The sequence below is a fragment of the Paraburkholderia caledonica genome, from assembly GCF_000383275.1.
Lineage (GTDB): Bacteria > Pseudomonadota > Gammaproteobacteria > Burkholderiales > Burkholderiaceae > Paraburkholderia > Paraburkholderia caledonica.
Genome location: NZ_KB911036.1, coordinates 273,463 through 299,153 on the forward strand (window position 1 = coordinate 273,463; position 25,691 = coordinate 299,153).

A 25,691-nucleotide genomic window follows, 5' to 3' on the forward strand; every position below is an offset into this window, starting at 1 on the left:
CGGCGGCCCCGTAGGGGAATCTCCCGCTGTGCCCCGGCTCTAGCCGGGGCAACTCAATGGCACGGCACGCTGCTCAAAGAATCTTGCAATCTGAACCGCATTCTCCCTGTGCGAGCAAGTTGTCGTTCCATTTCCCGTCTGCATGGGTCCGGAGGTACGGCGCCTTCCCCGCCTCGCGAACGACACCGATGAAGATCCGCTTCCCGGTAGATCTGTCGACGGTGTAGAACGCCTCGGCCTTTGATTCGATTCGGGAAATCGCCGATTCCCTAGTAAGGCGCCACTTGTTTGCCGTATGCCCGATGTGAGTGATGTGCTCATGGGGACTGTTGCGGTTCGGCTTATTCACGCAGTTAACTTCATATTCTTTCATCGTAAGGCCCTTGCGGAAGTTGAGAAAATTGCATGCATCAATCGAAATGATGCGAACAGGGACGCATCATAGTTGCATCCGTGGCGAGCCGCAAGCATAATTTACGCATCAACCAGATTGATGCAAATGAGCAAGCTACTAAGAAACTTTTCCGATGTTCAGGCGGGCCACCCCTTTCGTGGCAGCGTGCCCTTCGTTGAAGGGGGCAACGCGTTTGCGCTTCAAATGCGCGATCTCAGCCCTGCAGGAGATGTTGCGTGGGATGGATTAGTGCGAACGGAGATCGACGTGAGTAAGTCGCCACAATGGCTGGAGCCAGGCGACGTGGTCTTCGTCGCCCGCGGCGCGCGCAATTACGCTGTTTGTCTGCGCGAGGTGCCCAAGCCCACGGTGTGCTCTCCGAACTTCTTCCTGCTGCGCATCAAATCACCAGCCTTGTTGCCGGAATTTCTGGCTTGGCAAATCAATCGTGCGCCAGCTCAGCGCTATCTGGCCAGCAACGCCGAAGGGTCCGATCAGTTGAGCATCCGCCGGCCGGTCCTGGAGGTCATGCCGTTGGCCGTCCCCCCTTTGCCCCAGCAGCAGCTGATCGTTTCGCTGGCCGATGCCGCCATTCACGAAGAGCGGCAGCTCCACGCCCTAATTCGCAACCGGCAGCAGCAACTCGACGCGCTTGCACTTGCGCTGTTTTCTCAAGAATCCCCTACGAATTAAACCCATGAACACCATGCCCATCCAGCAAGACACGATCAATGCTGCCGTCTGGAACGCTTGCGACACCTTCCGCGGTACGGTCTCACCAGATGTCTACAAGGACTATGTCCTGACCATGCTCTTCCTGAAGTACATCTCGGATGTTTGGCAGGACCACTACGACCGCTACAAGGCTGAGCATGGCGACCACCCGGCGTTGATCGAAGAGCTGTTGAAAAACGAGCGCTTCGTGCTCCCGCGCAACGCCAACTTCTATGCCCTGCATGACGCTCGTCACAAACCCGGCAACGGCGAGCGCATCGACAAAGCCCTGCACGCCATCGAAGAGGCCAATCTCACCAAGCTGCGAGACGTATTCCAGGACATCAGCTTCAATTCGGCCAAGCTGGGCGATGAGGCACAGAAGAACGACATTCTGCGGCATCTGCTGGAAGACTTTGCCAAGCCCGCGCTCAATCTGCGCGAAAGCCGCGTGGGCAACCTCGACGTGATCGGCAATGCGTACGAGTTCCTGATCAAGAATTTCGCCTCGACTAGCGGCAAGAAGGCCGGCGAGTTCTACACGCCCCCCGAGGTGTCGCAGCTCATGGCACGATTGATGGCTCCGCAGGAGGGTGACGAAATCTGCGACCCGACCTGCGGCTCTGGTTCGCTGTTGATGAAATGCGGCCAGCTCATCCGCGCTAACGCGGGCAGCCGCAAGTACGCCCTCTATGGGCAAGAAGCCATCGGCAGCACCTGGGCCTTGGCCAAAATGAACATGTTTCTGCACGCCGAGGATAACCATCGTGTGGAGTGGGGCGATACGCTGCGTAACCCAAAGCTGCTCGATGGCAAAGGCCTGCTCAAGCATTTTGACATCGTCGTAGCCAACCCACCTTTCTCGCTGGAAAAATGGGGCCACGAAACGGCCTCTGACGACCCGTATAAGCGTTTCCGCCGCGGCGTTCCGCCGCGTACCAAGGCTGACTATGCCTTCATCCTGCACATGGTCGAAACCATGAAGCCGGGCACCGGCCGCATGGCCGTAGTCGTGCCTCATGGCGTGCTTTTCCGCGGCGCAGCCGAGGGCAAGATCCGCCAGAAACTCATCGAAGAGAACCTGCTCGATATCGTCATCGGCCTGCCCGAAAAACTGTTCTATGGCACCGGCATCCCCGCGGCTATCCTGGTATTGCGCAAGAAGAAGGCCGATGACAAGGTGCTCTTCATCGACGCGAGCCGTGACTACCAAGACAGCAAGAACCAGAATGTCCTGCGACCACAAGACTTGGACCGCATCGAGCAGGCTGTGCTCAAGCGCCGAACGATTGACAAATACGCCTACCTGGCCAGCCCAGCCGAGCTAGCGACAAACGACTTCAACCTAAACATCCCACGCTACGTGGACACCTTCGAAGAGGCTGACGCCATCGACATGAAGGCGGTGCGTGAAGAGCGCCTAAATCTCAAGGCCGAGCTGGCAGTACTGGAAGAGAGGATGACGGGCTACCTGAAGGAGCTCGGCTATGAATAAGCGCCATGACGCCTTCGACGCAGCTCGGCGTCAAGCGGAGGCGCTGGAGACGGACCTACCAGAGAAGCGAGAATTGGTGCAGGTGGAAAGGCAGATAGGCAGCCGGCGCACGCGTAACCCGGAGGAAAAGATGTCGCCTAACGGATGGATCAGCACGCCGCTAGGCGCATGCGCCAAGTTCATTTCCGGAGGTACGCCCAGCAAGGAACGCGATGACTACTGGGAAGGGGACTTTCCTTGGGTAACCGCCAAAGACATGAAGACGCTTTGGTTAGCGGATACCAGACTTCGTCTCACGCCGGCAGGCAGGGCGGTAGCCGCCATCGTTCCTCCGGGAGCCATACTTGTTTTGACACGAGGAATGACACTCTTGAAGGATCTGCCTGTTGGCATATCAAAGCGAGAACTGTCTTTCAATCAGGACATCAAGGCACTGATTCCCGTTGAGGGAATTAACGCTGAGTTTCTAGCGCTTCAGCTGTTGGGGCGAAAGAAAGAAATCCTTGCGCTTGTGGACACGGCAGGACACGGAACAGGCCGGCTTGACACAGAACAACTTAAGCAGTTCCAAGTGAACTACCCATCGCAGCGGGAACAGCGGGCGATCGCCGAAACACTGAGTGTTTGGAGCAATGCTATCGAAAAGACCGATCAGCTCGTGATCAATTGCCGCAAGCAAAAGCAGAATTTTATGAAAAGCTTGCTTAGCGGCCATCGCGGTTTCGGGCCTGCCAACACGCGCTGGAAGCAGCCAGCCTTCGAAGAGGTATTCGAACGCATCGTGCGAAAGAATACCGTTGGTAACCAGAACGTGCTGACGATTTCGGGTCAGCATGGCTTAATCAGCCAGCGTGAGTATTTCAACAAGAGCGTGGCCAGCGAAAACCTTCAGGGTTACACGTACTTGGAGCGCGGCGACTTCGCCTACAACAAGAGTTATTCCGCCGGTTATCCAGTTGGTGCAATCAAACCATTACTAGCTTACGAGGCGGGCGTGGTGTCGAGCCTGTACATCTGCTTCCGCATCAAACCGGGAGTTGAAGCAGATGCCGACTTCTTTCGGCACTACTTCGAGGCAGGCATGCTCAACGATGCCATCTCGGGTATCGCTCAGGAAGGCGCCCGTAACCATGGCCTGCTCAACGTCAGCGTCAAGGAATTCTTCAAGCTGAAACTTCGAGTGCCCAGCATCGATGCACAACGACGCATTGCAGAGGTGCTTAGCGCCGCAGAGTCTGAGGAGCGCTGCGTCGAACGCCAACGGGACAAGCTGAAAGAAGAAAAACTTGCGCTCATGGCTGATCTGCTCACTGGCAAACGCCGCGTGCGCCTGACTGAATCGGACACGGCGCCGGAGGCCGCATGAGTGCCGTGCCACAGACCTGCGAACGATACAGCGCCCACATCCCAGCGCTACACCTGCTCATCAGCCTGGGCTGGCATTTCCTGTCCACAGCGGAAGCGCTGGCCCTACGCGGCAGCACGCGCGAGGTCATCCTGAAAACCCGACTAATCGAGGTGCTGCAAACCCGACGCTTCGACTACAAGGGTGAGCAGTTCCCGCTCTCGCCCAGCGGCATCGACCAGATCCTACGGCAGGTGCAGGCCGTGAATCTGGCGGAGGGTCTGTTGCGGGCCAACGAGCGGCTCTACCAGATCCTCGCTCTGGGTGTTACTGTCACTGAGTTCATGCCCGATAGCAAGAAGCATCAGCCCACGATTGCCTTAGTGGACTGGGCCGATCCCTCGGCCAACCGCTGGGATGTCACGGAGGAGCTGGAGGTGCTCTCCACCCAAGGCACGCACCGACGCGTGCCCGATGTGGTGGCCTATGTGAACGGCTTGCCGCTGGTGGTGATTGAGGCCAAGCGGCCCGATGCCACACATCCCGGTCAAGCCATGGTCGACGAAGGCATCAGCCAGCAGTTGCGCAACCAGCGGCATGACGAAATTCCCCAGCTCTTCGCCTATGCCCAACTCCTGTTGGCCGTGAGCCACACCGAGGGCCGCTATGGCACCACCAGCACGCCGATGAAATTCTGGGCGCGCTGGCGTGAAGAGCAGTTCAGCGATGCTCAGTTAACCGAATGGAAGAACCGATCTCTCGGTGCCGATGTGGAAACGGCCCTGCTGGCCGACAAACCGCCCAAGATCCAAGCTTATTTCAGCCAGTTGTGGGCACAGTCGCAAACCCATCCCCTGCTGCCCGCAGACCAAGACCGGTTGCTGGCCGCGTTGCTACATCCTCAGCGCTTGTTGGAGTTTCTGCGTCTGTTCGTCCTGTTCGACCGCAAGGCGGGCAAGGTTGTAGCGCGGTATCAACAGTTCTTCGGCATTCGTGCGTTGCTGGAACGCATCAACCTTCGCAAGCCGGACGGTGGACGCGACGGCGGTGTCGTGTGGCACACCACGGGCTCAGGCAAGAGCTTCACCATGGTCTTCCTGACCAAGGCACTGGTGCTGCACCAAAGCACGCAAGCCTGTCGCGTGGTGGTGGTGACCGACCGGCTGGACCTAGAAGACCAGCTGGCGCGCAACTTCATGAACAGCGGCGCCTTCGGCTCCGCCGTGGCGACCAAAAAGGATGGCGAGAAGGCCAAGGTTGGATCCGGCCGCGAGTTGGCCAAGCGCATTGGCAAAGGCACGGAGCGGATCGTCTTCACCTTGATCCACAAATTCGCAACGGCCTCCAAGCTGGCGGAGTGCTATAACCCATCCAGCGACATGATTGTGCTCGTGGATGAGGGGCACCGCAGCCATGGCGGTGAAACCCACGAGCGCATGCGCAAGGCGTTGCCGCGCGCAGCCTACGTGGCCTTCACCGGCACACCGCTGTTGAAGAAAGACAAGACTGCCAACAAATTTGGTCCCATCGTGCACGCCTACACCATGCAGCGTGCAGTCGAAGACGGCACTGTGGCCCCGCTGCTTTACGAAGAGCGCGTGCCTGAGCTGAGCATCAACGAAGAAGCCGTGAACCGCTGGTTCGACCGCATCACGGCAGGCCTGAGCCCTGAGCAGGCCGCGGACCTCAAGCGCAAGTTCGCCAACAAACAAGCCGTGTACGGCGCTGCCAATCGCATTGAGTTGATCGCATGGGACATCGCGCATCATTTCAGTGAGAACATCAAGAAACTAGGTCTGGGCCTCAAGGGGCAGGTGGCCACGGCCAGCAAGCTGGAAGCCATTCGCTACAAGCAGTATTTGGATGACACCGGCCTGGTCAGCAGCGCCGTCATCATCTCGGCTCCCGACAGTCGCGAAGGCAATACCGAGGTAGACGAAAGCAAGCTGCCCGAGGTACAAAAGTGGTGGAACACCAATGTAGGCAAGAACGCTGCGGGCTACGAAGAGCAAACACTCCTGGATTTCAGCAGTGAAGGTGAGCCAGACTTGCTGATCGTGGTCGATCGGCTGCTCACCGGCTTCGATGAGCCACGCAACACGGTGCTCTATATCGACAAGCCGTTGAAAGAGCACAACCTGATCCAAGCAGTGGCTCGCGTAAATCGATTGCACGAGGCCAAGCGCTATGGTGTGCTCGTGGACTACCGCGGCATCCTGAAAGAGCTGGACACCGCAGTGCGTGCTTACCAGGACTTGGAAACTCGTACCCAAGGTGGCTACGAGCTAGCCGATATTGATGGCCTGTACCAGCAGATCAGCACCGAATACAAGCGCTTGCCCAGCCTGCACGATTCGCTGTGGGCGATCTTTGCCGAGGTGGAGAACAAGCAAGATTTGGAGCAATACCGCCAGGTGCTAATGCCCCGGTACAAAGAAGACGAGGACGGCCAGGCCTACGACACGCGCCAGAAAGTGCGTGATGACTTCTATAGCGCACTCACCGCGTTCGGGCTGTGCCTGCAAACGGCTTTGTCTTCACGTAGCTTCTTCGAGGACCACAGCTTTTCCGAAGGCGACGTCTGGCGCTATAAGGAAGACCTTCGCTTCTTCACGAGTTTGCGCAAGATCGCTCGTCAGGATGCTTTGGAGACCGTGGACTACAGCGTCTATGAAGAGCAGATTCGGCGCCTCGTCGACAAGCAGGTAATTGGCAGCGAAGTGCGAGAGCCCGAGGGCGTTTATTTGGTCCATCAGCTGGGCCGACCTGAGGCAACTGAGCAGTGGAGTGAAGAGAAGACGCGTAACGAGACGGATATGATCCGCACGCGCCTGAAGAAAACCATCGAACAGGATCTGGCAGACGATCCCTATGCGCAGAAGGTATTTGCCGAATTGCTGAAGCAGGCGATTGCCGAAGCGGAGGCGATGTTCGATCACCCCCTGAAACAGTACGCCCTGTTTAAGGAGTTCGAAGAGCAGGTGGATGCCCGCAATGTCGGTGGTTTGCCTGATGGGCTGGGCGATAACAAGCACATCCGAGCCTATTTCGGCATCTGCCGAATGGTGCTGGGCGAAGACACGTTTGTGCAGACCGATCAAGCTTCATGGGTTCAGCAAGCCCAGGAGATTCACGGAGTGGTGCAGCAGGCCGTGGCAGAACATTCGCTGAACCCGCAGAACATTGAGGCTGCCATTCGGAAGGCATTGTTGCCCCAGCTTTTTGGCTTGATGGGCCTCGACAAAGCCAAAGAGGCGATCGATCAAGTGATTCAGGTCACCCGAGTGGGCCTGTCCCGTGGGAGCGGCTGATATGGCGTTGTACGATGTTGCCTACGGTGACGAGCATATTCGCTTTTCGCTTCGGTTCTTGGTGCGAGCTGCTAGGAGCGTATCGATCCATGTGACACCGGACGGTGCGGTGCTAGTGGATGCGCCAGAGGGCACAACCCTGCCGGAGGTCAAGAAGGCTGTTCGTCAACGCGCCGCTTGGGTTTGGCAGCAGTTGCAAGCGTCGAAAGCGCGCAAGTTGCACGTACTCCCGCGGGAGTACATCAGTGGGGAGACGCACTTCTATCTGGGCAGGCGTCACATGCTGAAGGTGCAGCCGGCGCACGGTGACGAGCTTGGCGTGCGTCTTTGGCGTGGACGACTTGAGATCACCACAGCAAAACGCGACGCGCTGACAGTCCGCTACATGTTGGAAGGGTGGTACCGGGAGCGCGCGACAGAGGTGTTCGCCCGGGTGATCGCGGACATGTCACCACGCGTCGGCCTTCGGCGTGCTCCGCCGCCCTTGCGCCTGCTGTCCATGAGAACTCAGTGGGGCAGCTGCTCACCCAAAGGTGAAGTGCTGCTCAACACTCACCTGGTGAAAGCGCCTAGGCCGTGCATCGAATATGTCGTGGTTCACGAACTGTGTCACCTCAAGGAACTCAATCACAGTGAGCGCTTCTATCGGCAACTGGATCGTGCGTTGCCCGACTGGGTGGTACGAAAGGCAGAGCTCGATAACATGGCCGAGGTGCTACTCAATCGATGATAGGCTGACGAGACATCACAGTCGCCTCATCGTGCCAACTGATAACCGGGATGCTGCGGTTTTCGCACGAATTGCTTGGTCGAGACCATTGATCGTTAATCAGGGCTTTGAGCGAGCTGCAAAGGCACCGGCTTGCGCGAAACAATACCTCGACGAAAAGATGGCACCCAAAACCGGCGCAAGCCTATCCTGCCATCCCTCGTTGTTATTCTTCTTCTTTTGTCATTCGCAAATCCTGTGAGTGTGGTCGCCGGTGGTCGCGCAGAAAGATGAACACCTGCTGCAAAAAGAATGTACTCGTCCGCGCAGCAAGATGAAGTGGTCCGGCTGAAAAAGTGGCGTATCGCGTGAGCGGGTCTTCCCCCCACACGCAAATAGACGATTGAAAGGGATCGCGAAGGTATGACCGATGGCGCAACATGGATGAGCATGGGCGGCCGCGCTCCGCACGGAAAAAACAAAGGCCGTCTTGAATCCGTGCGCGAGGATGTAAACGCTCGCGCAAATTGAACAAAGTCATTTCTGCGCCCGTACCGCAGGCCGCGCATCAGACCGATATGTCATATCGAATCCCACGATCATTCGACGCAAATTGGCGCGCGACGGATTTCATGTGCTGCCCGTTGTCAATACACAGCCTCGGATCATTCGACTCGAAGGCTGATGCACTCGTGTTGGCCGACGCGCAAATGACAGTACGTTGCGCGTACGCGACGGCGCAAATAAATTTGTTATTCCAGAGAAGTCCAACTCAATCCAGTACCGTCCATCAGCCCGATTTGAGTCTGTTTCCAGGTATTGACGCGTGCCAGTCCCCTTTGCAAGATGGCATGGAAGGAGTGTGCAGGAGCCAATCATGCCGGCGGTGAAAAGCTTTACCCGGGCGCAATGGGACGCCGCAGCGCGCCGTCTCGATGCACTGCCGGAAAAGCCCGCGCATGAGCACCGCGTCAATGTCCAGGATGCAATGAAGTCCATACAGCCTCAAATCGTCGATGCACAGAGAAAGGGCTACACACAGGAAGAAATCGTCCAGCAGATCGCCCAGGACGGTGTTGAAATCAGCGCTGGCCGTGCAGGCGGAGCGACACGTCGCTACGAATGCCGCCATGACATCACCTCGCGTGAAGAAGGGCACTCAGGCGAAGCCATCACATTCGAGCCATGCGCGCGTCGGATCACAACAGAAAGGGGATGGGGGAATCACCAGTCCGGAACACACAGAGATCAAGGGCTTCCTCGGATTTCCGATCAGGCCGGATACCGAAAACCTGTAGAGGTATGAAATGGCAATGGAAAATCCTGCTATCTATATGGTCGGCGGCAGCAAGGGCGGCGTTGGCAAGAGTTTCGTTACGCTGGCGCTGGTCGACTATCTGCGACGCGTGGACGTCAATGTCGCGCTGGTCGAGAACGATACGTCCAATCCCGATGTCATGAAGGCCGTTCATGATGAAGTGGAGTGCGCGTCGTGCGATTTGGACGACGTAAGTGGTTGGATGGATCTCGTCAACTTTTGCGATGCGCACCGTGATCCGGTGGTCGTCGTTAACACGGCGGCTCGTAGCCAGGCGGGTGTAGCGCATTACGGCGGCACGCTCGCCAATGCGCTCGACGAACTCGCGCGAGGTCTCGTCGTACTGTGGGTCATCAATCGACAACGCGATAGCGTGGAGTTACTTCTGAAATTCGGTGCGATTTTCCCGAGGGCTGTTACACATGTCGTGCGCAACGGTTATTTCGGAGCGTCGGAAAAGTTCGCTTTGTACCGGGAGTCAGACCTGCGCAAGGCGATCGAGGCACAAGGTCAGTCGCTGGATTTTCCCGATCTCGCGGATCGTGTCGCAGACGGACTGCGCAGCCAACGTCTGTCGATATGCAAGGCGGCAGAAACAATGCATATTGGAGAGAGAGCGGAACTGCTGCGCTGGCGCGCATTGTTCAGCACAATGTTCGCCCAGGTGACGCCTGTTTCTCGACGTCACGGGTGAATCACCTGGTGGCACCCGTCTCGTGCGTTTGAGTAAGTAACGGGTCCCTTTCACTCAGTGCAGCCGCCGATTAGCTTAACGCTCCGATCAATAACACGGGCCGGGTGGACATTGCACGCCCGCTCGCCAAGCGCGCCCGCACAGTCCACCTTTCGCAAGGTTAAATGCGCGCGAGCACATTGAGACTTGAGATCTAAGTAGTTGTGCCTCCCGTGCGTACTTGCCGTTGTTTTGGTGAACGGCTGATCGAGGTGGCTCCAAACCATTGAGGGCAAAACTCGCCTTCGCCGACATTTGATGATCTGCATAATCCGGGGACCGCGAATGACTGCTGTCGGCGGCGGATTCGAGTGGGCGCGACCGGCTTTGGGACCAAATTACCGTCGAGGTATGGGCCAGGTACCTCGACGTTACCGACGAGGAGACGCAGGGATTCGGAGTGTAGTTCAAGCGCTCAATCCTTTGGAACACGTGGATGGTGCATGGATTGATCTCCGAAGACAGCGGCGCTTGTGGCGTCGAACTCACCGTGTCAGTGTCAGATATCGGCTTCTTCGGCGGCGGTCAAAAGGTCAAGATACATGGTCGGAGTGAAGCCCCACTGCTTGACATAGGTGGCAAAAAGCAGATCGAGGACATGCTTCCCGGCCCATCGTCCGATTGAACTTTCAATGATGTTGACGGACTCGTTGTGAGAGGATTGGTTACGGAAGATGTCAACGTTTTCCGCAGTGAGTTGAGGAGCATGCGTCCAGCGACCACCACCGAGGACCAAAGGACCAAGTTGGTCGCGATGCTTATTGAGGAATCGTTTTGCCTCTTTGCGAAGTCGGGAACCGCCTCCAACGTCTTCACTCTTCGAGGGCTCGTCCGAAATGCACTTCCTGAGAATGAGAACCATGTCACCAAGCGTAAGCCGCTGCCACTTGTTTTGTTCTGCTAACTTATCAATGAAGATAGTCTCGCGCTTTTTTACGCGCTCGCCAAGGTTATCGCGATCCCAAGCAATCCATTCTGGATTGGCGGCAAACAACTCGTGTATCGGCTTCGCCAGCGCTCGCTTAAGCACCGATTCCATCATTCTCCACCATTGTGCGAGTGCCATCGAGAAGTCCGGCGTGGGTGTGTTAAACATCGCCCATTCGCCGTTTCGCAGCATGTGTTGTTCGTCTTCGGTGAGCATGTCGTGCCAGAAATAGCGAAGCCGCAACACCTGTGGATCAAACCACAAGGGCTCGGTGGGTGCGGCATCACCTTTGTCTTTCGTGCCGCTGAAGCGCTCATGCAACACAATTCCTAACTCCGGTGCACCGACTTGTGGAGCCAGACGCACCAGCATTTCATGTAATTGCGGTGGACCAACGCTCAGCGTTCGTTTGAGTACGCCTTCTGAAGCAGCACCTTGCTCCTTCGCCCACTTTACGAATTTCGGATCCCCGATCTTGCGTCCATGCAACCAGTGCCGATCGGTAGAAAGGCTAATGTGGCGGATGAAGATAGCTCCCCAGTCGACCCACAGCGGCAACGGGGCATTTAGGCGTGACAGCAATCGCCCAAGACGTTCCACGTCGTCCAGCACAAGGAACGCGGCTCTGAACCCGAGCGCGCAGTTCACGAGCTTCAGCGCCGAGAATTTGTCATTAAGCCGGTCGAAAGCGAACTCCGCTAGCTGTAGTAACGCTGTTGGATGAAACGTAACGAGTACACCATTTTGTGCTGCTGCAACGCGTAACGTCTCCTCTATGCAGGCTGCGACTGTTTCAACCCGACCCACGTGGGCCGCGAGCAGCGCGCCTTCAGCTAAACCTTGCCCACCTGGAAGATGTGCTGCGGCGCGTGTTACGTCCCACATTTTGAGCGCGTCCTCGCGATGACGGCCGCCGAGGTACACACGCGTGAGCCACGCCGCGTGAGACACAGCGTCTCGAGACTTTTTTCCATGACGCTCTAGTTTCTCGCATAGACGCAAAGCGCCATCGAAATAGCCAGCCTCAAGACAGGTGATGGCCTTCGCGAGTAGTTCGTCGATTTGTTGGTCACTTAGCATGGTTTGCGGCACCGTGTTGTCGTCGTTGTTGTTGTCGTGCTCCAAGCAACTTCATCTGCGATGGCTCAGTCTGGCGCTTGAGGTTCTGAGCGGGACGGGTGCGCCATGTAAACATCGTTTGCATCCTTTATTTGGACTTGTTCAGCTAACATGGGATGGTCGTTCAGAACGGTCGAACCAGGCTTCGGCGTTTTCGGTTCCGTAGAGAGGAATTGATTTGATTAGCTGTAGTCCGCTGATCCAAAGTACTGGCACCTCGATGTTGACGAAGACATCGGTAAGGTTGGCGAAACACTCGGCCTGCGCTCTTGTATGAAATGACTTAGTGACAGGGGTGCCTTCCCGGTTGTGCACTCCCCACCCATCCTTGCCAGCGCAGACCTGTCTGGTGCTTCGGACTGGCAATACTGTGCGGTTGAGTTCGATTGATAGCGTTGCTGTCACAGATTTGGCGACATCGGGGAGTATCTCCCTATAGAGAATCTCCGGCACGCGGAATGCACCCCAGCGCGTTAGTTGCTGCTCGGCGCTGCTCCATGCAAGGCCATCAACGCCTAAGCGCTGTGCCCACCAGAGCATCAGTTTCATCGACAACAGCGGCCACTCCCGTCGAAACGGAGCCTCAGGAAGTTCCGCTGTGCCCTGCTCATGCAACGTTGCCTTGGATCGTGTGTGCAGATCAGCATGCCAATCGCTCTGCACCTCGTCCAGGAAGAGCACCCTACGTCTATCCTTGGTGCTACGTACACTGGTACGGATATGGACAAGGATGTTTCGGGTGCGATAGTGCCGGGACCGATAGCTGGCTGGCCAATCGTCAAGGGTAACGAGAATCTCGCGGTAGCCCTCACCACCCGCTAGAGAAAAGCGTCGCCACTTCGATAGTGCATTATCTTTTCCCCACGACGCGAAGCGGCGACTCATCTCGATTTCCGCGAGCTTCATTGCTTGCTCGGGGCTGTTCAATCCGAAGGCAGATTGGCCTATCGCCCGACCTCGCTCGTCGAGAACACCCCAGCAGTCTGCTCGCTCTGAGAAAAGGTCGCGGTATCGGCACCGCACGAGCGCCCAACCGAGTGAACGATGCCGATAGCGAATCAGATGTGTGGCACCGTACCCGACACCCGGCAAACGTCGGCCCCTGTACTCTTTTTCTGGAATGCGTTCGCAGACCTCCTTCCATCCAGACGTCGTTACGAAGCCAAATCGTGATTCGCAGGAAAGCTTGGGCGTCACGTGCTTGAGGTCAAGCAGTTGAATGACCTGCGTGTGCTCAAGCACGCCATTAAGGGGCATTGCCGACAAACGTGAGACGATCCCCGACATTTCGAGTTCTTCAGTCTTCAGGCGCTTCTGTGTGAGTTTCCGAAGAGTCGCCAGCCATTGCTCGACGCTAGCCCTCTTCAGGCCCAAGTCACGTATCATTCGGGGCAGAGACGGTCGAATTGGCGGGACCGCGAATTCCGCACAGTAGTGATTGTCTGGCAACCCGGGGGCGTCGGTTAAGGTCATCCATTCGACGATTGACGGCGGCTTCGTACCGTTTCCGAAAGTCTTCATATTCGCCTAGACACCTGCCGCGGAGTTCTGCCATCCATTGACCGGCCGTCCTGCCTGTAAACCGAAATGCGTTCGAGCCGGGAGCTTTCAGTACGACGTCGATCAAAGGCGCATAGTCCCAGCATGTTGGGTTAACAGGCAAGCGCAGGCGTTGCTGACGCTGCCGTTCGTCGAACCGAGCAACATTCAAGGCCAGTTGCCACTCGTCCGTCATAGGAGGCAGGAGCGGTGGGCGGGAATTTTCAGGCATCGACTAGCTGCAATGTGATTACCGCGCCGAGCTAAAACGCAGGCGTCGCGTGCCCTGTGGCGTACGCTTGCATCCACAACGCGCATTCGACGTATTGGCCCATCTCCGGATACCCAACTGGCAGAATCATGTCCACCGGCATCCTTGTCCATCACTTGCCTGGCGAAATGGATCCGTAATTGTTTCACGCCTTCAGTCCTTTCGAAGGGCGAACACCATGCCGCATGAAAAAGAATCATTCGCCAGAATTTCAACCAGCTATGCCTTTTCGATCGGAGATGGGTAGGCCGACCCCGTGCCATCCACAGTGAGCCAGTTGTCTGATGCTGGGTCCGTTCGCCGCCGCACACTTGTATCGTCATACACAAGGAGGAGATTGGTGGTTTCACTTAGGCCGCAATTCGAAAAACGGCAGACGTTTTCCTGCCTGGCCAATTCCTAGAGCTGGAATTCGACATTCGATAGTTCGGCTCACTACAACAAAGCTCACTTCAAACGCCTCTTGGCCTAATCGGACCCACCTCTGCCCCGGCCTTCAACCGATCCAGATAATCGGCAAACGCCTGCATCATCGCGACCCGGTCATCGATGAACCGCGTACGGTTGTATGCACTACCGAGCGAGTCGGGCACCCGGTGTGCCAGCTGGTGCTCGATGACTTCCGCCGGAAACCGGAGCCGCTCATGAAGAATGGTCCGGGCCATGGCCCGGAATCCGTGACCCGTGATCTCAGTTTTCGTATCGAAGCCCAGCCGCTGCAGCGCGGCATTGATCGCCGCGCCGCTCATGGGTTTTCTGCGATCCCGGCCTGTAAAGACGCAACGCCATTTTCCGGTCAGCGCCTGCAACTCTTTCAGGATCTCCACCGCCTGCGCAGCCAGTGGTACCAGATGCTCCGTGTTCGTCTTGGAGACGGTATAGCGCCATTCGCGCCGTTCGAGATCAATCTGCGCCCACTCAGCCTGCCTCAGTTCGCCAGGTCGCACGAACAGCAACGGCGCAAGCTGCAGCGCCGCGCGCACAACCAGTGTCCCGGAAAAGCCATCAAAGGCGCGCAGCATTTCTCCGACCTTCTCGGGATCCGTGATCGAGGCGAAGTGGGTATGGCGATTGGGCCGCAGCGCGCCGCGCAGGTCGGAGCTCACGTCACGCATCGCGCGCCCCGTCACCACGGCGTAGCGAAATATCTGCCCGCAGTTCTGCTGGAGCCGGTGCGCGGTGTCGTGAGCACCGCGCTTTTCGGCACGGCGCAGCACTTCGAGGACTTCAGGCGGAGTGATGTCGGCGATGGGACGCGAACCCAGCCATGGAAACAGGTCCTTCTTCAGCCGCCCCATGATCTTCTCGGAGTGGCTCAGCGCCCACCCGGGTGCCTGCTGCTCGAACCACTCGAGCGCGACGGCTTCGAAGGTAGTGGCCGCGTTGAGCCGCGCGAGGCGTTTCTTGTCCTTCTTCGCCTGACCGGGATCAATGCCGTCGGCGAGCATGGCTCGCGCCTCGCCGCGCTTCCTGCGGGCATGGGCAAGCGTGACATCGGGATAGACGCCCAGCGCGAGCTTCCGCTCCCGGTCGTTGAACCGGTACTTGAGGCGCCAGTATTTGCCGCCGGACGGAGAAATCTCGAGATACATTCCGCGGCCGTCCGAGACCCGGTAGGTCTTCTCGCGAGCCGCAGCGCGGCGAACTTCCAGATCGGTAAGAGGCATGGGACACCTCCAACAGCGTGGGGGCCTAAATTTCCGGCGGGCTCAAAAATGAGCCTGATGCCCCTAAAGCTGCTCTGAAAGGCCCCCGGCTGTCAACGGAAACCACAATCCCGGAATGGAAACAAAAACCCCGCGAGCCTTACGGGACGCGGGGTTTTGCGGAATTCTACGGAACTGCATGGAACACGTGATGGTGGAGAGGAGGAGGATCGAACTCCCGACCTTCGCATTGCGAACGCGACGCTCTCCCAGCTGAGCTACCCCCCCAACGTGCAAATTATTCTAGCACAGGCATTTTCCGTTTTGCCAAGCCGCCAGCCCAGCAAAAACTCACTTCGAAGGCGCCCCAGCAAGCACCCAATCGACCACCGCGCGAATGTCCGCATCGCTCATCGACTGATGCGCGGGCATCGGAATCATGCCCCACACACCCGAGCCGCCGTCCTTCACCTTGCGCGCCAACTTTGCAGGAGCCTGCGCGTCGCCTTTGTATCTGGCGGCGATCTGCTGGAACGACGGACCGACCAGTTTGCGATCCACCGCGTGGCATCCCATGCAGGCATTGGCGTTAGCGATCCGCTGACCGCTCGGCATATCGGCCGCGTAGGCCGTCGATACAAACAAGCTCGCCGCCCCGAACATCAAAGAAGCGACAACAACGCCAACAACCCCGAGCTTCATTGCGGCGCCTTCGGATTGCCCGGATGCACCGCGTTCGAGTTCGTGACCGGCGCCGGCGCCTGCTGCTCGAGCGGCCTCGCGCTGACTGATGAGTCAGGGATCGTCCCAACCGTCGCCGCGCCAGCGTCCGGCTGCGACGCGGCAACAGGCGCTGTCGCCGCAGCCGCATTTGCCGCCGCGGCCTCTTGCGGCTGGATGTACTGGAAGACCTTCACGACCTGCGTAACGCCCGGCACCCGGCTCGCGACGTCCGCGCCGCGATTGCCTTCGTCCATCGTGACGAGGCCCATCAGATACACGGAGCCGCGCTCGGCGACGACCTTGAAATCGTTCGCCGAGATATCCTTCTCGGCGATCAGCGCGGTCTTCACGCGCGTCTCGAGATACGTGTCGTTCGTGCGCGAGGAGAATGAACTCGCCGGCATGATCGTGAGTTCGTTGACGATCGTATTCACGTTGTTCAAACCACGCACGATACTCTCGGCGCGCTGCTTGGACGCATCCCCTGCCACTTCGCCGGTCAGCAGCACGCGGCGGTTGAATACCGTCACGTTGACGTGCGCCGAATCCGGCAAATTCTGACTGATCTGCGAAAGCGCCTTCACCTGGATTTCGCGGTCCTCGGTCTGCGCGCCGATTGTGCGCCGGTCGGTCGCCATCAACGCGCCGCCGCCCGCCGCGCCCGCAACGGCGAGAAAACAACCCTGCAACGTCGCGGACAACCCCGCCGCAAACCCAATCACCAGCACGGTTCTCACCAGTGTCTTCTTGACGCGGAATACGCTCATCAACTAGCTCTCCTTCGGATCAATCTCAGTCTTCGCCCAGCAACATGGCATCGATGCCGTCGCATAGACAATGGATGGTCAGCAAATGCACTTCCTGGATGCGCGCGGTGCGATCTGACGGCACGCACACGTGGATGTCGGTATCGCTCAATACTTCCTGCATGCGTCCGCCGCCCTTTCCACTCAACGCGACAACAATCATCTCGCGCTCGTGCGCGGCTTCGATCGCGGCAATCACATTCGCGGAATTGCCCGACGTGCTGATCGCGAGCAGGACATCGCCCGGCTGACCCAACGCCCACACCTGCTTCGAGTAAATCTGCTCGAACGAATAATCGTTAGCGATGGCGGTGAGCACCGACGTATCGGTACTAAGTGCGACGGCCGGCAAGCCAGGCCGCTCGCGTTCAAAGCGGCCAATCAGTTCAGCGGCAAAATGCTGCGCGTCCGCTGCGGAGCCGCCATTGCCGCACGCAAGAATACGGTTGCCATTGGCAAGCGCGGCAAACATCGTGTCGATTGCTGCGGCAATCGGCATCGACAAGGTTTCCAAAGCTTCGAGTTTGACTGCCGCGCTATCGCGGAAGTGTTGTTGAATGCGTTCGACTGACATCGAGTCTCTATCTTCTACCGCGAATAAGCCGCGACATGCGGCCGTGTTGTGAAGTTGTATGAATGAAGTCTTGCTGCAAGCAATAGCGCTCCACCGACCTTTGAGCGCAACGAACCGTGTGCGTTTCGACACCTCGCAAAATGCGCTGTGAAGCACACTGAAATCTCACCATTTCGCCCCGTAGCTCGCACGCGAGCGCAAGTTTATCGCACTAACCCATGTTCTCCGCGCAATTGAGTCACACTTCGTCCGCGCGGAAAGCATCGCGTAACCAGACGAGGCGCCCCGCTTCGAACGCAATCACGTCAAAGCGGCAAGCAGGCTGAGCCCGCGAATCCGAACGCTGAGTCGCAAGATAGTGCTGCGCGGCGCGTACGATTCGTTGCCGCTTCTGCCAACCGATGCTCGCAGCCGCGCCGCCATACTTGCGTTGCGCGCGCGCACGAACTTCGACGAATACAAGCGCGCCGTCGCGCTCGCGCATCACGAGATCGATTTCCCCGCCGCGGCAAGACACATTGCGCGCCACGAACCGCAAACGCTGACGCTGCAAAAACTCCTGCGCACGCGCCTCGAACGCCGCGCCGACGAGTTTGGACCCCGCCTGTCCGGAAAAGTTGTTCGTTATGGCGGCGCTTGCGTTCGGCTTCTTCGTCGCCGCGTCGGCATTCCTCTCGGCGGCCGGAACGCGCGGCGCTGCGTGGCACAATGACAGCCTCATTCCGTCCGTTTGCGTTTTCTGCCTCATGACTCCTCTCTCTGAACTCGCGCAAGGACAGCAGTACCCCGCCGCCGCGCTGTATGTGGTGGCCACGCCGATCGGCAACGTCGCCGACATCACGCTGCGCGCGCTGCATGTGCTCGGACTCGTGGATCGCATCGCCGCGGAAGACACGCGCAACACCGGGCAGTTGCTCGCGCGCTATGGCATCTCGAAGCCGCTCATCGCGGTGCATCAACATAACGAGCGAGCCGCCGCGCAACGCATCGTCGAGCATTTGCAAGCAGGCGAGCGCGTGGCCTATGTGTCCGACGCGGGCACACCCGGCATCTCCGATCCGGGCGCAAAGCTCGTCGACGCGGCTCGCGAAGCGGGCTTCGCAGTGATTCCGCTGCCGGGCGCGAGTGCACTTGCCACTGCGCTGAGCGCGGCGGGGGATTGGGTCTCGACGTTCTCGTTCCTCGGCTTCCTTCCGCCGAAACCTAAAGCCCGCGCCGCCGCGCTGCAAACCCTCGCGCAGCATCCGCACGCCATGGTCTTCTACGAAGCGCCGCACCGCATCGTAGAAACGGTGCAGGCTTTGGCCGATGCGTGGGGCGGCGAGCGCAAGCTGCTCATCGCGCGAGAACTGACGAAGTTACACGAAGCCTTGCATTGCGGCACCCTGGCCGAAGCGCCAACGTGGCTCGCCGCCGATCCAAACCGCCAACGCGGTGAGTTCGTACTGGTGGTAGAAGGCGCGCAGCAGGAAACGGCCGGCGAACACGATCACGACGCGTTGCTCGAGATGTTGCTGGAGGAGTTGACGGTGAGCAGCGCGGCCAGGATCGCGGCGTCGATCACCGGCGCGTCGCGCAACGCGCTGTACACGCGCGCACTGGCGCTCAAGAAAGAAGACGATTGAGAGAAACGGCAGCGCCTTACACGCAGCAGCAAAGATCAAACAAAAAGGGCCGCCCATGTGCATGAGCGGCCCTTTTTTTTCTGCAGGCGGACGTAGTTCGCCATACCGACCGGCGCAAACAGCGCCCTGCACCTATTACTTCTGCGCGATCGGACCCGAATCGGACGCCAGCGTTTCGTCACGCGCCTGGCGCGCTTCGTCCTGCGTCACACCTTCGATTTTCACGCGCGCGGTGCCCGCGTGGCGCATATCGAGAACATTCGCTGCCGCCATCGACAGATCGATCACGCGGCCGCGAGCGTACGGGCCGCGGTCGTTGATCCGGACAACGACGGAACGCGAAGTGGCGGGATTCGTCACTCGCACATACGAACCGAGTGGCAACGTGCGATGCGCGGCGGTCAGCGCGTGCATGTCGTAACGCTCGCCATTGGCGGTGCGGCGGCCATGAAAGCCGCGGCCGTACCAGGAGGCGCGTCCGGTCTGATGAAAGTCCGAAGCACCGGTACTGTCATCCGAAAGAGGCTTCGCATCGGCCAGCGATGGCCCTTGCGCGGCAGCATCGGCGGACGCCGGCGCGCTGCCGTAGGCTTGCGGTCCGAAAGACGCAGCTTGCGCGTTCTTTGTGCGGAGCGGCACGGCGCTTGCGACACTGTTGTCGGCGCCCGGCGGCGTGGCGCAACCGGCCAGCACAAAAAAGGCAAAAAGTGTCCCCAGACTACGGGATAACCGAGTTTTCATAAGACGTGCAATCAAATTGTCGAGCCGCATCACGCGTAGTTGAGCGTGTTGCCTGCGACTCCGGCGGCAAAGGACGACAACGCGCCGCGCAGACGAGCGCAGAACGTCAAAGCCCGGATGCGGCTCATTCAGCCGCTACCGCACGGTTAATTTTCACGTCTGGCGCAACCTGTCCCCGGCAGCCTGACCAGACCCCACATGCCGCCATCGAACGTGGCAAACACGTTCTTGCGCGCGAGACTCAGCGTGCAGGAACGGCGGCGTAGGCCCCACCCAGCGTCACGACCGTAAGAGTCATAGCAGGCGCGTGGCGCCTGGCTGGGCAAGACGTGTGCATCGAAAGCTCGATACCTGATGGCCGTCCAAAACCGCGACAGCCCATACTTGAGTGGCGATCCGCGCTCCTATTTGTGATAGGGACGCATCGCCTTGTGGCAGCACGATTCCTCGTGCATGGGGTCCATTATACCCAAAACAGAATGCTGTGTTGCTAAGCGACTGAAAACCTTGATGAATCTTCACCATTGCTGCAAGAATGAGCAGACAAAACGCAGCGCCGCAAGCATTCGCGGGCGCCGGCGAACGTCGGCGCGGCGCGTCGAGACGCCGGTACAATCAACGTTTTCCCCGCGGCGCCGTCATTCATGAAAGTCACTTTGATCCCCGTCACGCCGTTCCAGCAAAACAGCTCGTTGCTCGTTTGTGAGGCAACCGGGCGCGCGGCCGTCGTCGATCCGGGCGGCGATCTGGACGTCATTCAGGCTGAGATCGCGCGCCAGAACGTGAGCGTCGAGAAAGTCTTCCTGACGCACGGTCACATCGACCACTGCGCAGGTGCAAAGACACTTGCCACGCATTACGGAGTGCCGATCGAAGGCCCGCATCCCGACGAACGCTTCTGGCTCGACAAACTGCCCGATCAAAGCACGCGGTTCGGCTTTCCGGCAGCCGACGCATTCGAGCCCGATCGTTGGCTCGACAATAGCGACACCGTGCAATTCGGCGACGAGACGCTCGAGGTCTATCACTGCCCCGGGCATACGCCCGGCCACGTCGTGTTCTTTAGCCGTGCGCACCGGCTAGCGCTGGTCGGCGACGTGCTGTTCGCGGGTTCGATCGGCCGCACGGATTTTCCGCGCGGCAATCATGCGGATCTGGTGCGCTCGATTCGCGAAAAGCTCTGGCCGCTCGGCGACGACGTCACCTTTGTCCCGGGCCACGGTCCGACGTCGACCTTCGGCGCGGAGCGGCGTAGCAATCCCTATGTTGCCGACGGAGTCGTCGCATGAGCAGCGAAATCTATGTCAGCACCGACGTCGAAGCGGATGGCCCGATTCCCGGCCCGCATTCGATGCTGAGCTTCGCGTCGGCGGCCTATACGGAAGACAAGCAACTCATCGCCACTTTCTCCGCGAATCTGGAGTTGCTCGAAGGCGCCGCGCCGCATCCCGTGCAAGAAGCGTGGTGGAAGACGCAGCCGGAAGCCTGGGCAGCGTGCCGGAAGGACTTGCAACGTCCGGAGGCGGCGCTCGCGGCGTATGTCGACTGGGTCGAGGCGCTGCCCGGCAAACCGGTGTTCGTCGCGATGCCGGCGGGCTTCGACTTCACCTACATGTTCTGGTACATGATGCGTTTTGTCGGCCGTTGCCCGTTCTCGTGGTCGGCGCTCGACATCAAGACACTCGCGTTCGCAATGACCGGCTTGCCGTATCGCAAGAACATCAAGCCGCGCTTTCCGAAACACTGGTTCGACGAACATCCGCATACGCATGTGGCGCTCGACGACGCTATCGAGCAGGGCGCGCTTTTCTGCAACATGCTGAAGGATCTGCGCGCAATGCAGGCCGCAGGCTCGGCGGCCGGCGTAGAAGGGGACGCGTCAGGACAAAATCCCGCTGAGGAACCGGCAAATTAGGTAATCTCCCTCGCTCAGGCCGTTTTGCATTGCGTTTCGTTTTCGCGCCCTCTACCATGCGGTGATACGGCGACGCCAACGGAGGCGCAGTTGACACTCGATACGTTCTCTCAAAAAATCCTGCGCCTTTTGCAGCTAGATGCACGCCGCTCGGTGCAAGAAATATCCGACCAGGTCGGTCTGTCGAGCACGCCATGCTGGCGGCGCATCAAGGACATGGAGCAATCGGGCGTGATCCAGCGCTACACGGCGCTGCTGGATCGCGAGAAGCTGGGACTGCACGTGTGCGCGCTCGCACACATTCACCTCACGCGTCATACCGAGGGCGGCGTCGAACAGTTCGAGCGGGAAATCGCCACTTGCCCGGAAGTGACTGAGTGCTACAGCACCACCGGCGAGTCCGATTACATCCTCAAGATCGTCGCCCCGGACATCAAGGCGTACGACACGTTCCTTCACGAACGCATCTTCAAGATTCCAGCGGTTGCTCAGGTACGCACGAGCGTCGTGCTGCGCGAAATCAAATTCGATACGCAACTACCGCTGTGATATGCGCGGACAGGCGCTGACGCGCGCTGTTAGATGGCCGCAAGCCGTTTAATTGCAGCACAAACCGGTGCGGCTGCGTGCGGTGGCTCGTTCAACGAGGGTTGCAGCGGCGTTCGACGCGTCGCGTCGAATTGCATCCTTTCGCAGCTTAGCTGGTGCCGTGCGGGACCGTGCTTTTGTGACGATCCGCACCCGCGCCGGCCTGCGTCGGCGAACCGCTTTGCGCCGACGGCGTGTCGACTTCGCGCAGTAAATCGAGCTTGCGCGCGCCAAGGCGGCGCTTGAGCGCGGCGAGGTCGACACGTTGAAGCGCCCCCATGCTTTCGCTGTTGTCATGGCGCAAGGATTGCGCGGGCAATACGACTTCGACGTCGAGCCCGGTGCTCAGATAATGAATGTTGACCGCCGCGGCCTTGAGGCCGACCGTCGCCAATGCCGCGTTCACGTCGGCAACGATCCGCTCGCGCGAAGGCAACCCCACCGGCGGATGCGCAACCGCATCGTTCTCGGGATCAACGTGGATCAGCGCGTCGAGCACACGGTTGTCGCTCAACACACGCAAACGTGCACTCTCTGCGATGTAATGCCCTTCGGACACCGAGATCAGCGGATCGACCAGAATATGTGCGTCGACCAGCGCGAAGTCGCCCATTTTTCGCGTTCGTAGTTCGTGGACGTCGCGCACGCCCGGCGTCGACAGCAACAGTGCGCGCATGTCGGCAGTGGCGGCTTCGTCTAGCGCGCGGTCCGACAGATCCTGCAGCGCGTCCCATCCGAACATCCAGCCCATACGCGCCACCATGAAACCGACGATTGCGGCGGCGATGGGGTCGAGCAACCGCACGCCGGCGAGACTGCCGAGAATACCGAGCGCGACCACCAGCGACGATGCCGCGTCCGACCGCGCATGCCACGCGTTCGCAATCAGCATGGCCGAGCGCACGCGCTGCGCCTCGCGCAGCATGTAGCGGAACAGTCCTTCTTTGGAAAAGAGCACGAGCACTGCCACGAACAGAGCGCTCAGATGAACGGCCGGAATGTTGTCGAGATCGGCGAGGCGAGTGCCGGCACGCCACAACATGCCGACGCCGACTGCAATGAGCAGCGCGCCAAGAAATAACGAAGCGACCGTTTCGTAACGGCTATGTCCGTAATTGTGATCCGCATCCGGCTTTGCGCCGCTGTGCCGATTGGCGAACAGCACGACAAAATCTGAAATCAGATCGGCAAGAGAATGGATGCCGTCGGCCACGAGTGCCTGCGAGTGCGCGAACACGCCGATGGCGATTTGCAGCGCCATCAATACGGCATTCAGCGCAATACTGACAAACGTACTTTTGCGCGCGACGCGGTGTTTCTCGGCGGACTCAACGGCGGCGGAGGGCATCTTGAAGAAAGCAGGAGTTCAATGCCTACATTCTACCCGCCGGGCCTTCTTAAACTGCGTTGACTCGAAAAACATCCATAAAAATCAGCCGCTTATGAAAACGAAAACTATTCGCATTCAAATTACGCGAAGTAGGCGCGTGCGGCAACTTTGGATGGTTTAGGCGCGACAATGAAAAGGTCGCGTTCCGAACAACACGCGACCTTTCATGACGAGGCAGCAGCGCTTGCGCGACCGGCTCGTATTCGTATTACATTTAATGGGGCAGCCATTTACATCTGAGTAATTCGGAGGGAATTACTTTTGAATCAGAAACTTCTCACGATCGAGACCGGCAATCCACCGCGGCGGTTTGCCACGTCCGGACCACGTGCTGCCGGATTCCGGGTCACGATATTTCGGTGCAACGCCCGCGCGCGGACGCGCGGCTTTGGCGCCTTTAGGTGCGCGACCGCCGCCCAGTTCGCTAAGCGAGATGCCGTAGTCGGCCATTTTCTGTTTGATTTCGTTCAGCACTTCCGCGTATTCGCGCGACTTAGCCTCTTCGATCTGCTTTTCAAGCTTCTCTCGCTGTGCGAGTAGTTCCTTGTAGGAAGACATAGGTTCCCTTGTGGTTTGAATTAACGACTGCCAGTCTTAAGCCAGCTTGCCCTTTGAAGGTGTTCATGCCTCGGAATTTGAACGCGAGATTAACACAAAATAGAAAGACTACAAATGCATCGGCGTGAAACTAATACTTCTTCGTTTCAAAAACTTTCCGTTTGGCGCGGTGTCCACGTGTTCCCTTTCATTTGGCTATGTCCGCATTTTGCAGCGGAAGGCCTTGTCGTGTCGGTAATTATGGGATTAATTATCAGCAGATGAAAATTAAGATACGTTTGAACGGCCGAACATGTCATTTCATGAAAGCTTTGATATGAGACCATGTAACATATTGCGATAGAACTTTTCCGCCGTCTTTTCTGCGATAAGGTCTTTGGCAATCGGCAATAAACGCCTAATCTGTTTGTCGCCTCATGCAATCTTCTAGCGCCACGTGCAAGGTTTCCCGATCTGGCATTCCGCTGTCGAATGGAAAACGTTTGCGAAGCCCGTCTTTTCTTAAATCAGCGCCATACCGGTCCACGCCGATGAGCTGATAACCGGATCGGTTAAAAAACGCATCGGTGAATTCACCTATGAAAGCCTCTTCCTGATCGGATTCCAGCGCGGGCAGCGGGTCCAGTTCGTCGCCGCCAAGCCACCCCATCGCACCGAACCCGCCGATATAGCGCAGGCGGTCGAGCGTCATGGTCCAGAACGTAAAGTCGCCGAGAACGAGGTAGCGCTCCGCGTCAGGGTGATAGCGCAGATAGCGCGCGACGAGTTCCGGCGCCGGATCGACCGGTTCAAACGTTCCCAGCAAGGTGACGCGCTGACCATTGAGTACGTCGCCGTCGGGCGCGTCGACGACGAGAAAGCCGGCCCGCGGGTCCGCATGCAGGTTGTGCGTATGCTCGGCGAGCCGACTTATCAGAATCGTAGGCCGGTGGCGCGCGTCTGGCGCGAATGGCAGCACGGACGGATAAGGGAAACCTTCCGGCTGGCGAGCGTGCGTCGCGAGCGTACCGACGGCGGAGGTATGCAGCAGGTGCAATGGCGCTTGTGCGGGAATGTTCAATTGCTTTCCTTGATGAATGATCTCTGCTCGCCTGAGACCCCGAAAGCGCAGTTGCACGGGGGACGCCTGAGCTATCGCCCGGGGCCGGCGCTAGCGCTTGCAGTCGGCGCCGATCGCCTCCGGACGCAAGCTTTCACGGTCTTGAGCGCTTCAAGCATAAGACAGCGTGCCTGGTTAGAATCGGAAACT

Annotated in this window: 23 protein-coding genes and 1 tRNA gene; 11 read left to right on the forward strand and 13 right to left on the reverse strand. The window is 58.7% G+C overall.

From position 1 onward, the window contains the following. Positions 1–73: 73 nt before the first annotated feature. Entirely contained in the window at positions 74–373 is a 300-nt protein-coding gene (locus H281_RS0111050) for a DUF3892 domain-containing protein (RefSeq protein WP_020067174.1), read from the reverse strand. Positions 374–499: 126 nt separating this feature from the next. On the opposite strand from H281_RS0111050, the gene H281_RS0111055 reads away from it, so the two are divergent. The 7 genes from H281_RS0111055 (at position 500) to H281_RS0111085 (ending at position 9,980) form a co-directional block, all read left to right on the forward strand. Continuing rightward, on the forward strand, positions 500–1,087 hold the full coding sequence (locus H281_RS0111055; RefSeq protein ID WP_241077863.1) for a restriction endonuclease subunit S: 588 nt from the start codon (positions 500–502) through the stop codon (positions 1,085–1,087). A 4-nt stretch (positions 1,088–1,091) separates the two neighbouring features. After that, positions 1,092–2,603, forward strand: coding sequence for a type I restriction-modification system subunit M (locus tag H281_RS0111060; RefSeq protein ID WP_020067176.1), 1,512 nt, complete (start codon positions 1,092–1,094; stop codon positions 2,601–2,603). Next, on the forward strand, positions 2,596–3,969 hold the full coding sequence (locus H281_RS0111065; protein WP_206362265.1) for a restriction endonuclease subunit S: 1,374 nt from the start codon (positions 2,596–2,598) through the stop codon (positions 3,967–3,969). Before H281_RS0111060 ends, H281_RS0111065 begins: the two co-directional genes overlap by 8 nt. Continuing rightward, a complete protein-coding gene (locus tag H281_RS0111070) occupies positions 3,966–7,259 on the forward strand; it encodes a type I restriction endonuclease subunit R (RefSeq protein WP_020067178.1) in 3,294 nt (1,097 codons plus the stop codon). Before H281_RS0111065 ends, H281_RS0111070 begins: the two co-directional genes overlap by 4 nt. 1 nt (position 7,260) lies before the next feature. Next, positions 7,261–7,989 (forward strand): M48 family metallopeptidase, encoded by a 729-nt coding sequence (locus H281_RS0111075; protein WP_020067179.1) that lies wholly within the window; start codon positions 7,261–7,263, stop codon positions 7,987–7,989. An 856-nt stretch (positions 7,990–8,845) separates the two neighbouring features. Beyond that, positions 8,846–9,274, forward strand: coding sequence for a hypothetical protein (locus H281_RS35620; RefSeq protein ID WP_051120931.1), 429 nt, complete (start codon positions 8,846–8,848; stop codon positions 9,272–9,274). Between the two features lies 1 nt (position 9,275). Further along, complete coding sequence (locus H281_RS0111085; protein ID WP_027804490.1) at positions 9,276–9,980, forward strand: nucleotide-binding protein; 705 nt, start codon at positions 9,276–9,278, stop codon at positions 9,978–9,980. A gap of 538 nt (positions 9,981–10,518) precedes the next feature. On the opposite strand, the gene H281_RS0111090 is transcribed toward H281_RS0111085, so the two are convergent. The 8 genes from H281_RS0111090 to H281_RS34560 form a co-directional block, all read right to left on the reverse strand. Then, positions 10,519–12,072: a hypothetical protein gene (locus H281_RS0111090; protein WP_020067181.1), complete on the reverse strand. Its 1,554-nt coding sequence runs from the start codon at positions 12,070–12,072 to the stop codon at positions 10,519–10,521. Between the two features lie 96 nt (positions 12,073–12,168). Further along, entirely contained in the window at positions 12,169–13,440 is a 1,272-nt protein-coding gene (locus H281_RS0111095) for a hypothetical protein (RefSeq protein WP_164701868.1), read from the reverse strand. 888 nt (positions 13,441–14,328) lie between these two features. Then, positions 14,329–15,543: a tyrosine-type recombinase/integrase gene (locus H281_RS0111105; protein ID WP_020067184.1), complete on the reverse strand. Its 1,215-nt coding sequence runs from the start codon at positions 15,541–15,543 to the stop codon at positions 14,329–14,331. Positions 15,544–15,734: 191 nt separating this feature from the next. After that, positions 15,735–15,810 (reverse strand) — tRNA-Ala (locus tag H281_RS0111110). Between the two features lie 63 nt (positions 15,811–15,873). Beyond that, on the reverse strand, positions 15,874–16,224 hold the full coding sequence (locus H281_RS0111115; protein ID WP_020067185.1) for a c-type cytochrome: 351 nt from the start codon (positions 16,222–16,224) through the stop codon (positions 15,874–15,876). After that, positions 16,221–17,012: a BON domain-containing protein gene (locus H281_RS0111120; RefSeq protein WP_020067186.1), complete on the reverse strand. Its 792-nt coding sequence runs from the start codon at positions 17,010–17,012 to the stop codon at positions 16,221–16,223. The genes H281_RS0111115 and H281_RS0111120 overlap by 4 nt, the downstream gene beginning before the upstream one ends. Before the next feature lie 25 nt (positions 17,013–17,037). Continuing rightward, positions 17,038–17,625, reverse strand: coding sequence for a phosphoheptose isomerase (locus H281_RS0111125; RefSeq protein WP_020067187.1), 588 nt, complete (start codon positions 17,623–17,625; stop codon positions 17,038–17,040). A gap of 238 nt (positions 17,626–17,863) precedes the next feature. Beyond that, positions 17,864–18,334 (reverse strand): YraN family protein, encoded by a 471-nt coding sequence (locus tag H281_RS34560; RefSeq protein ID WP_408735239.1) that lies wholly within the window; start codon positions 18,332–18,334, stop codon positions 17,864–17,866. Positions 18,335–18,371: 37 nt separating this feature from the next. Between H281_RS34560 and rsmI the strand changes: the two genes are divergently transcribed. Then, entirely contained in the window at positions 18,372–19,250 is an 879-nt protein-coding gene (gene rsmI / locus H281_RS0111135; RefSeq protein ID WP_020067189.1) for a 16S rRNA (cytidine(1402)-2'-O)-methyltransferase, read from the forward strand. Between the two features lie 135 nt (positions 19,251–19,385). On the opposite strand, the gene H281_RS0111140 is transcribed toward rsmI, so the two are convergent. Further along, the gene (locus H281_RS0111140) at positions 19,386–19,991 is read right to left on the reverse strand and encodes a septal ring lytic transglycosylase RlpA family protein (protein ID WP_408484610.1); all 606 of its coding nucleotides are present in this window, start codon (positions 19,989–19,991) and stop codon (positions 19,386–19,388) included. A gap of 644 nt (positions 19,992–20,635) precedes the next feature. On the opposite strand from H281_RS0111140, the gene H281_RS0111150 reads away from it, so the two are divergent. From H281_RS0111150 to H281_RS0111160, 3 genes are all read left to right on the forward strand, one after another. After that, positions 20,636–21,280, forward strand: coding sequence for an MBL fold metallo-hydrolase (locus H281_RS0111150; protein WP_020067192.1), 645 nt, complete (start codon positions 20,636–20,638; stop codon positions 21,278–21,280). Beyond that, positions 21,277–21,906, forward strand: coding sequence for a 3'-5' exonuclease family protein (locus tag H281_RS0111155; RefSeq protein ID WP_020067193.1), 630 nt, complete (start codon positions 21,277–21,279; stop codon positions 21,904–21,906). Before H281_RS0111150 ends, H281_RS0111155 begins: the two co-directional genes overlap by 4 nt. Before the next feature lie 90 nt (positions 21,907–21,996). Continuing rightward, entirely contained in the window at positions 21,997–22,455 is a 459-nt protein-coding gene (locus H281_RS0111160; protein WP_006050474.1) for an Lrp/AsnC family transcriptional regulator, read from the forward strand. Between the two features lie 148 nt (positions 22,456–22,603). Here the strand turns inward: H281_RS0111160 and H281_RS0111165 are convergent, their stop codons facing one another. The 3 genes from H281_RS0111165 to H281_RS0111175 form a co-directional block, all read right to left on the reverse strand. Next, positions 22,604–23,842 carry a cation diffusion facilitator family transporter gene (locus H281_RS0111165; protein ID WP_020067194.1) on the reverse strand — a complete coding sequence of 413 codons (1,239 nt, stop codon included), beginning with the start codon at positions 23,840–23,842 and terminating at the stop codon, positions 22,604–22,606. Between the two features lie 297 nt (positions 23,843–24,139). Continuing rightward, a complete protein-coding gene (locus H281_RS0111170) occupies positions 24,140–24,442 on the reverse strand; it encodes an H-NS histone family protein (RefSeq protein WP_020067195.1) in 303 nt (100 codons plus the stop codon). 397 nt (positions 24,443–24,839) lie between these two features. Next, the gene (locus tag H281_RS0111175) at positions 24,840–25,502 is read right to left on the reverse strand and encodes a HugZ family pyridoxamine 5'-phosphate oxidase (protein WP_020067196.1); all 663 of its coding nucleotides are present in this window, start codon (positions 25,500–25,502) and stop codon (positions 24,840–24,842) included. Positions 25,503–25,691: the final 189 nt, after the last annotated feature.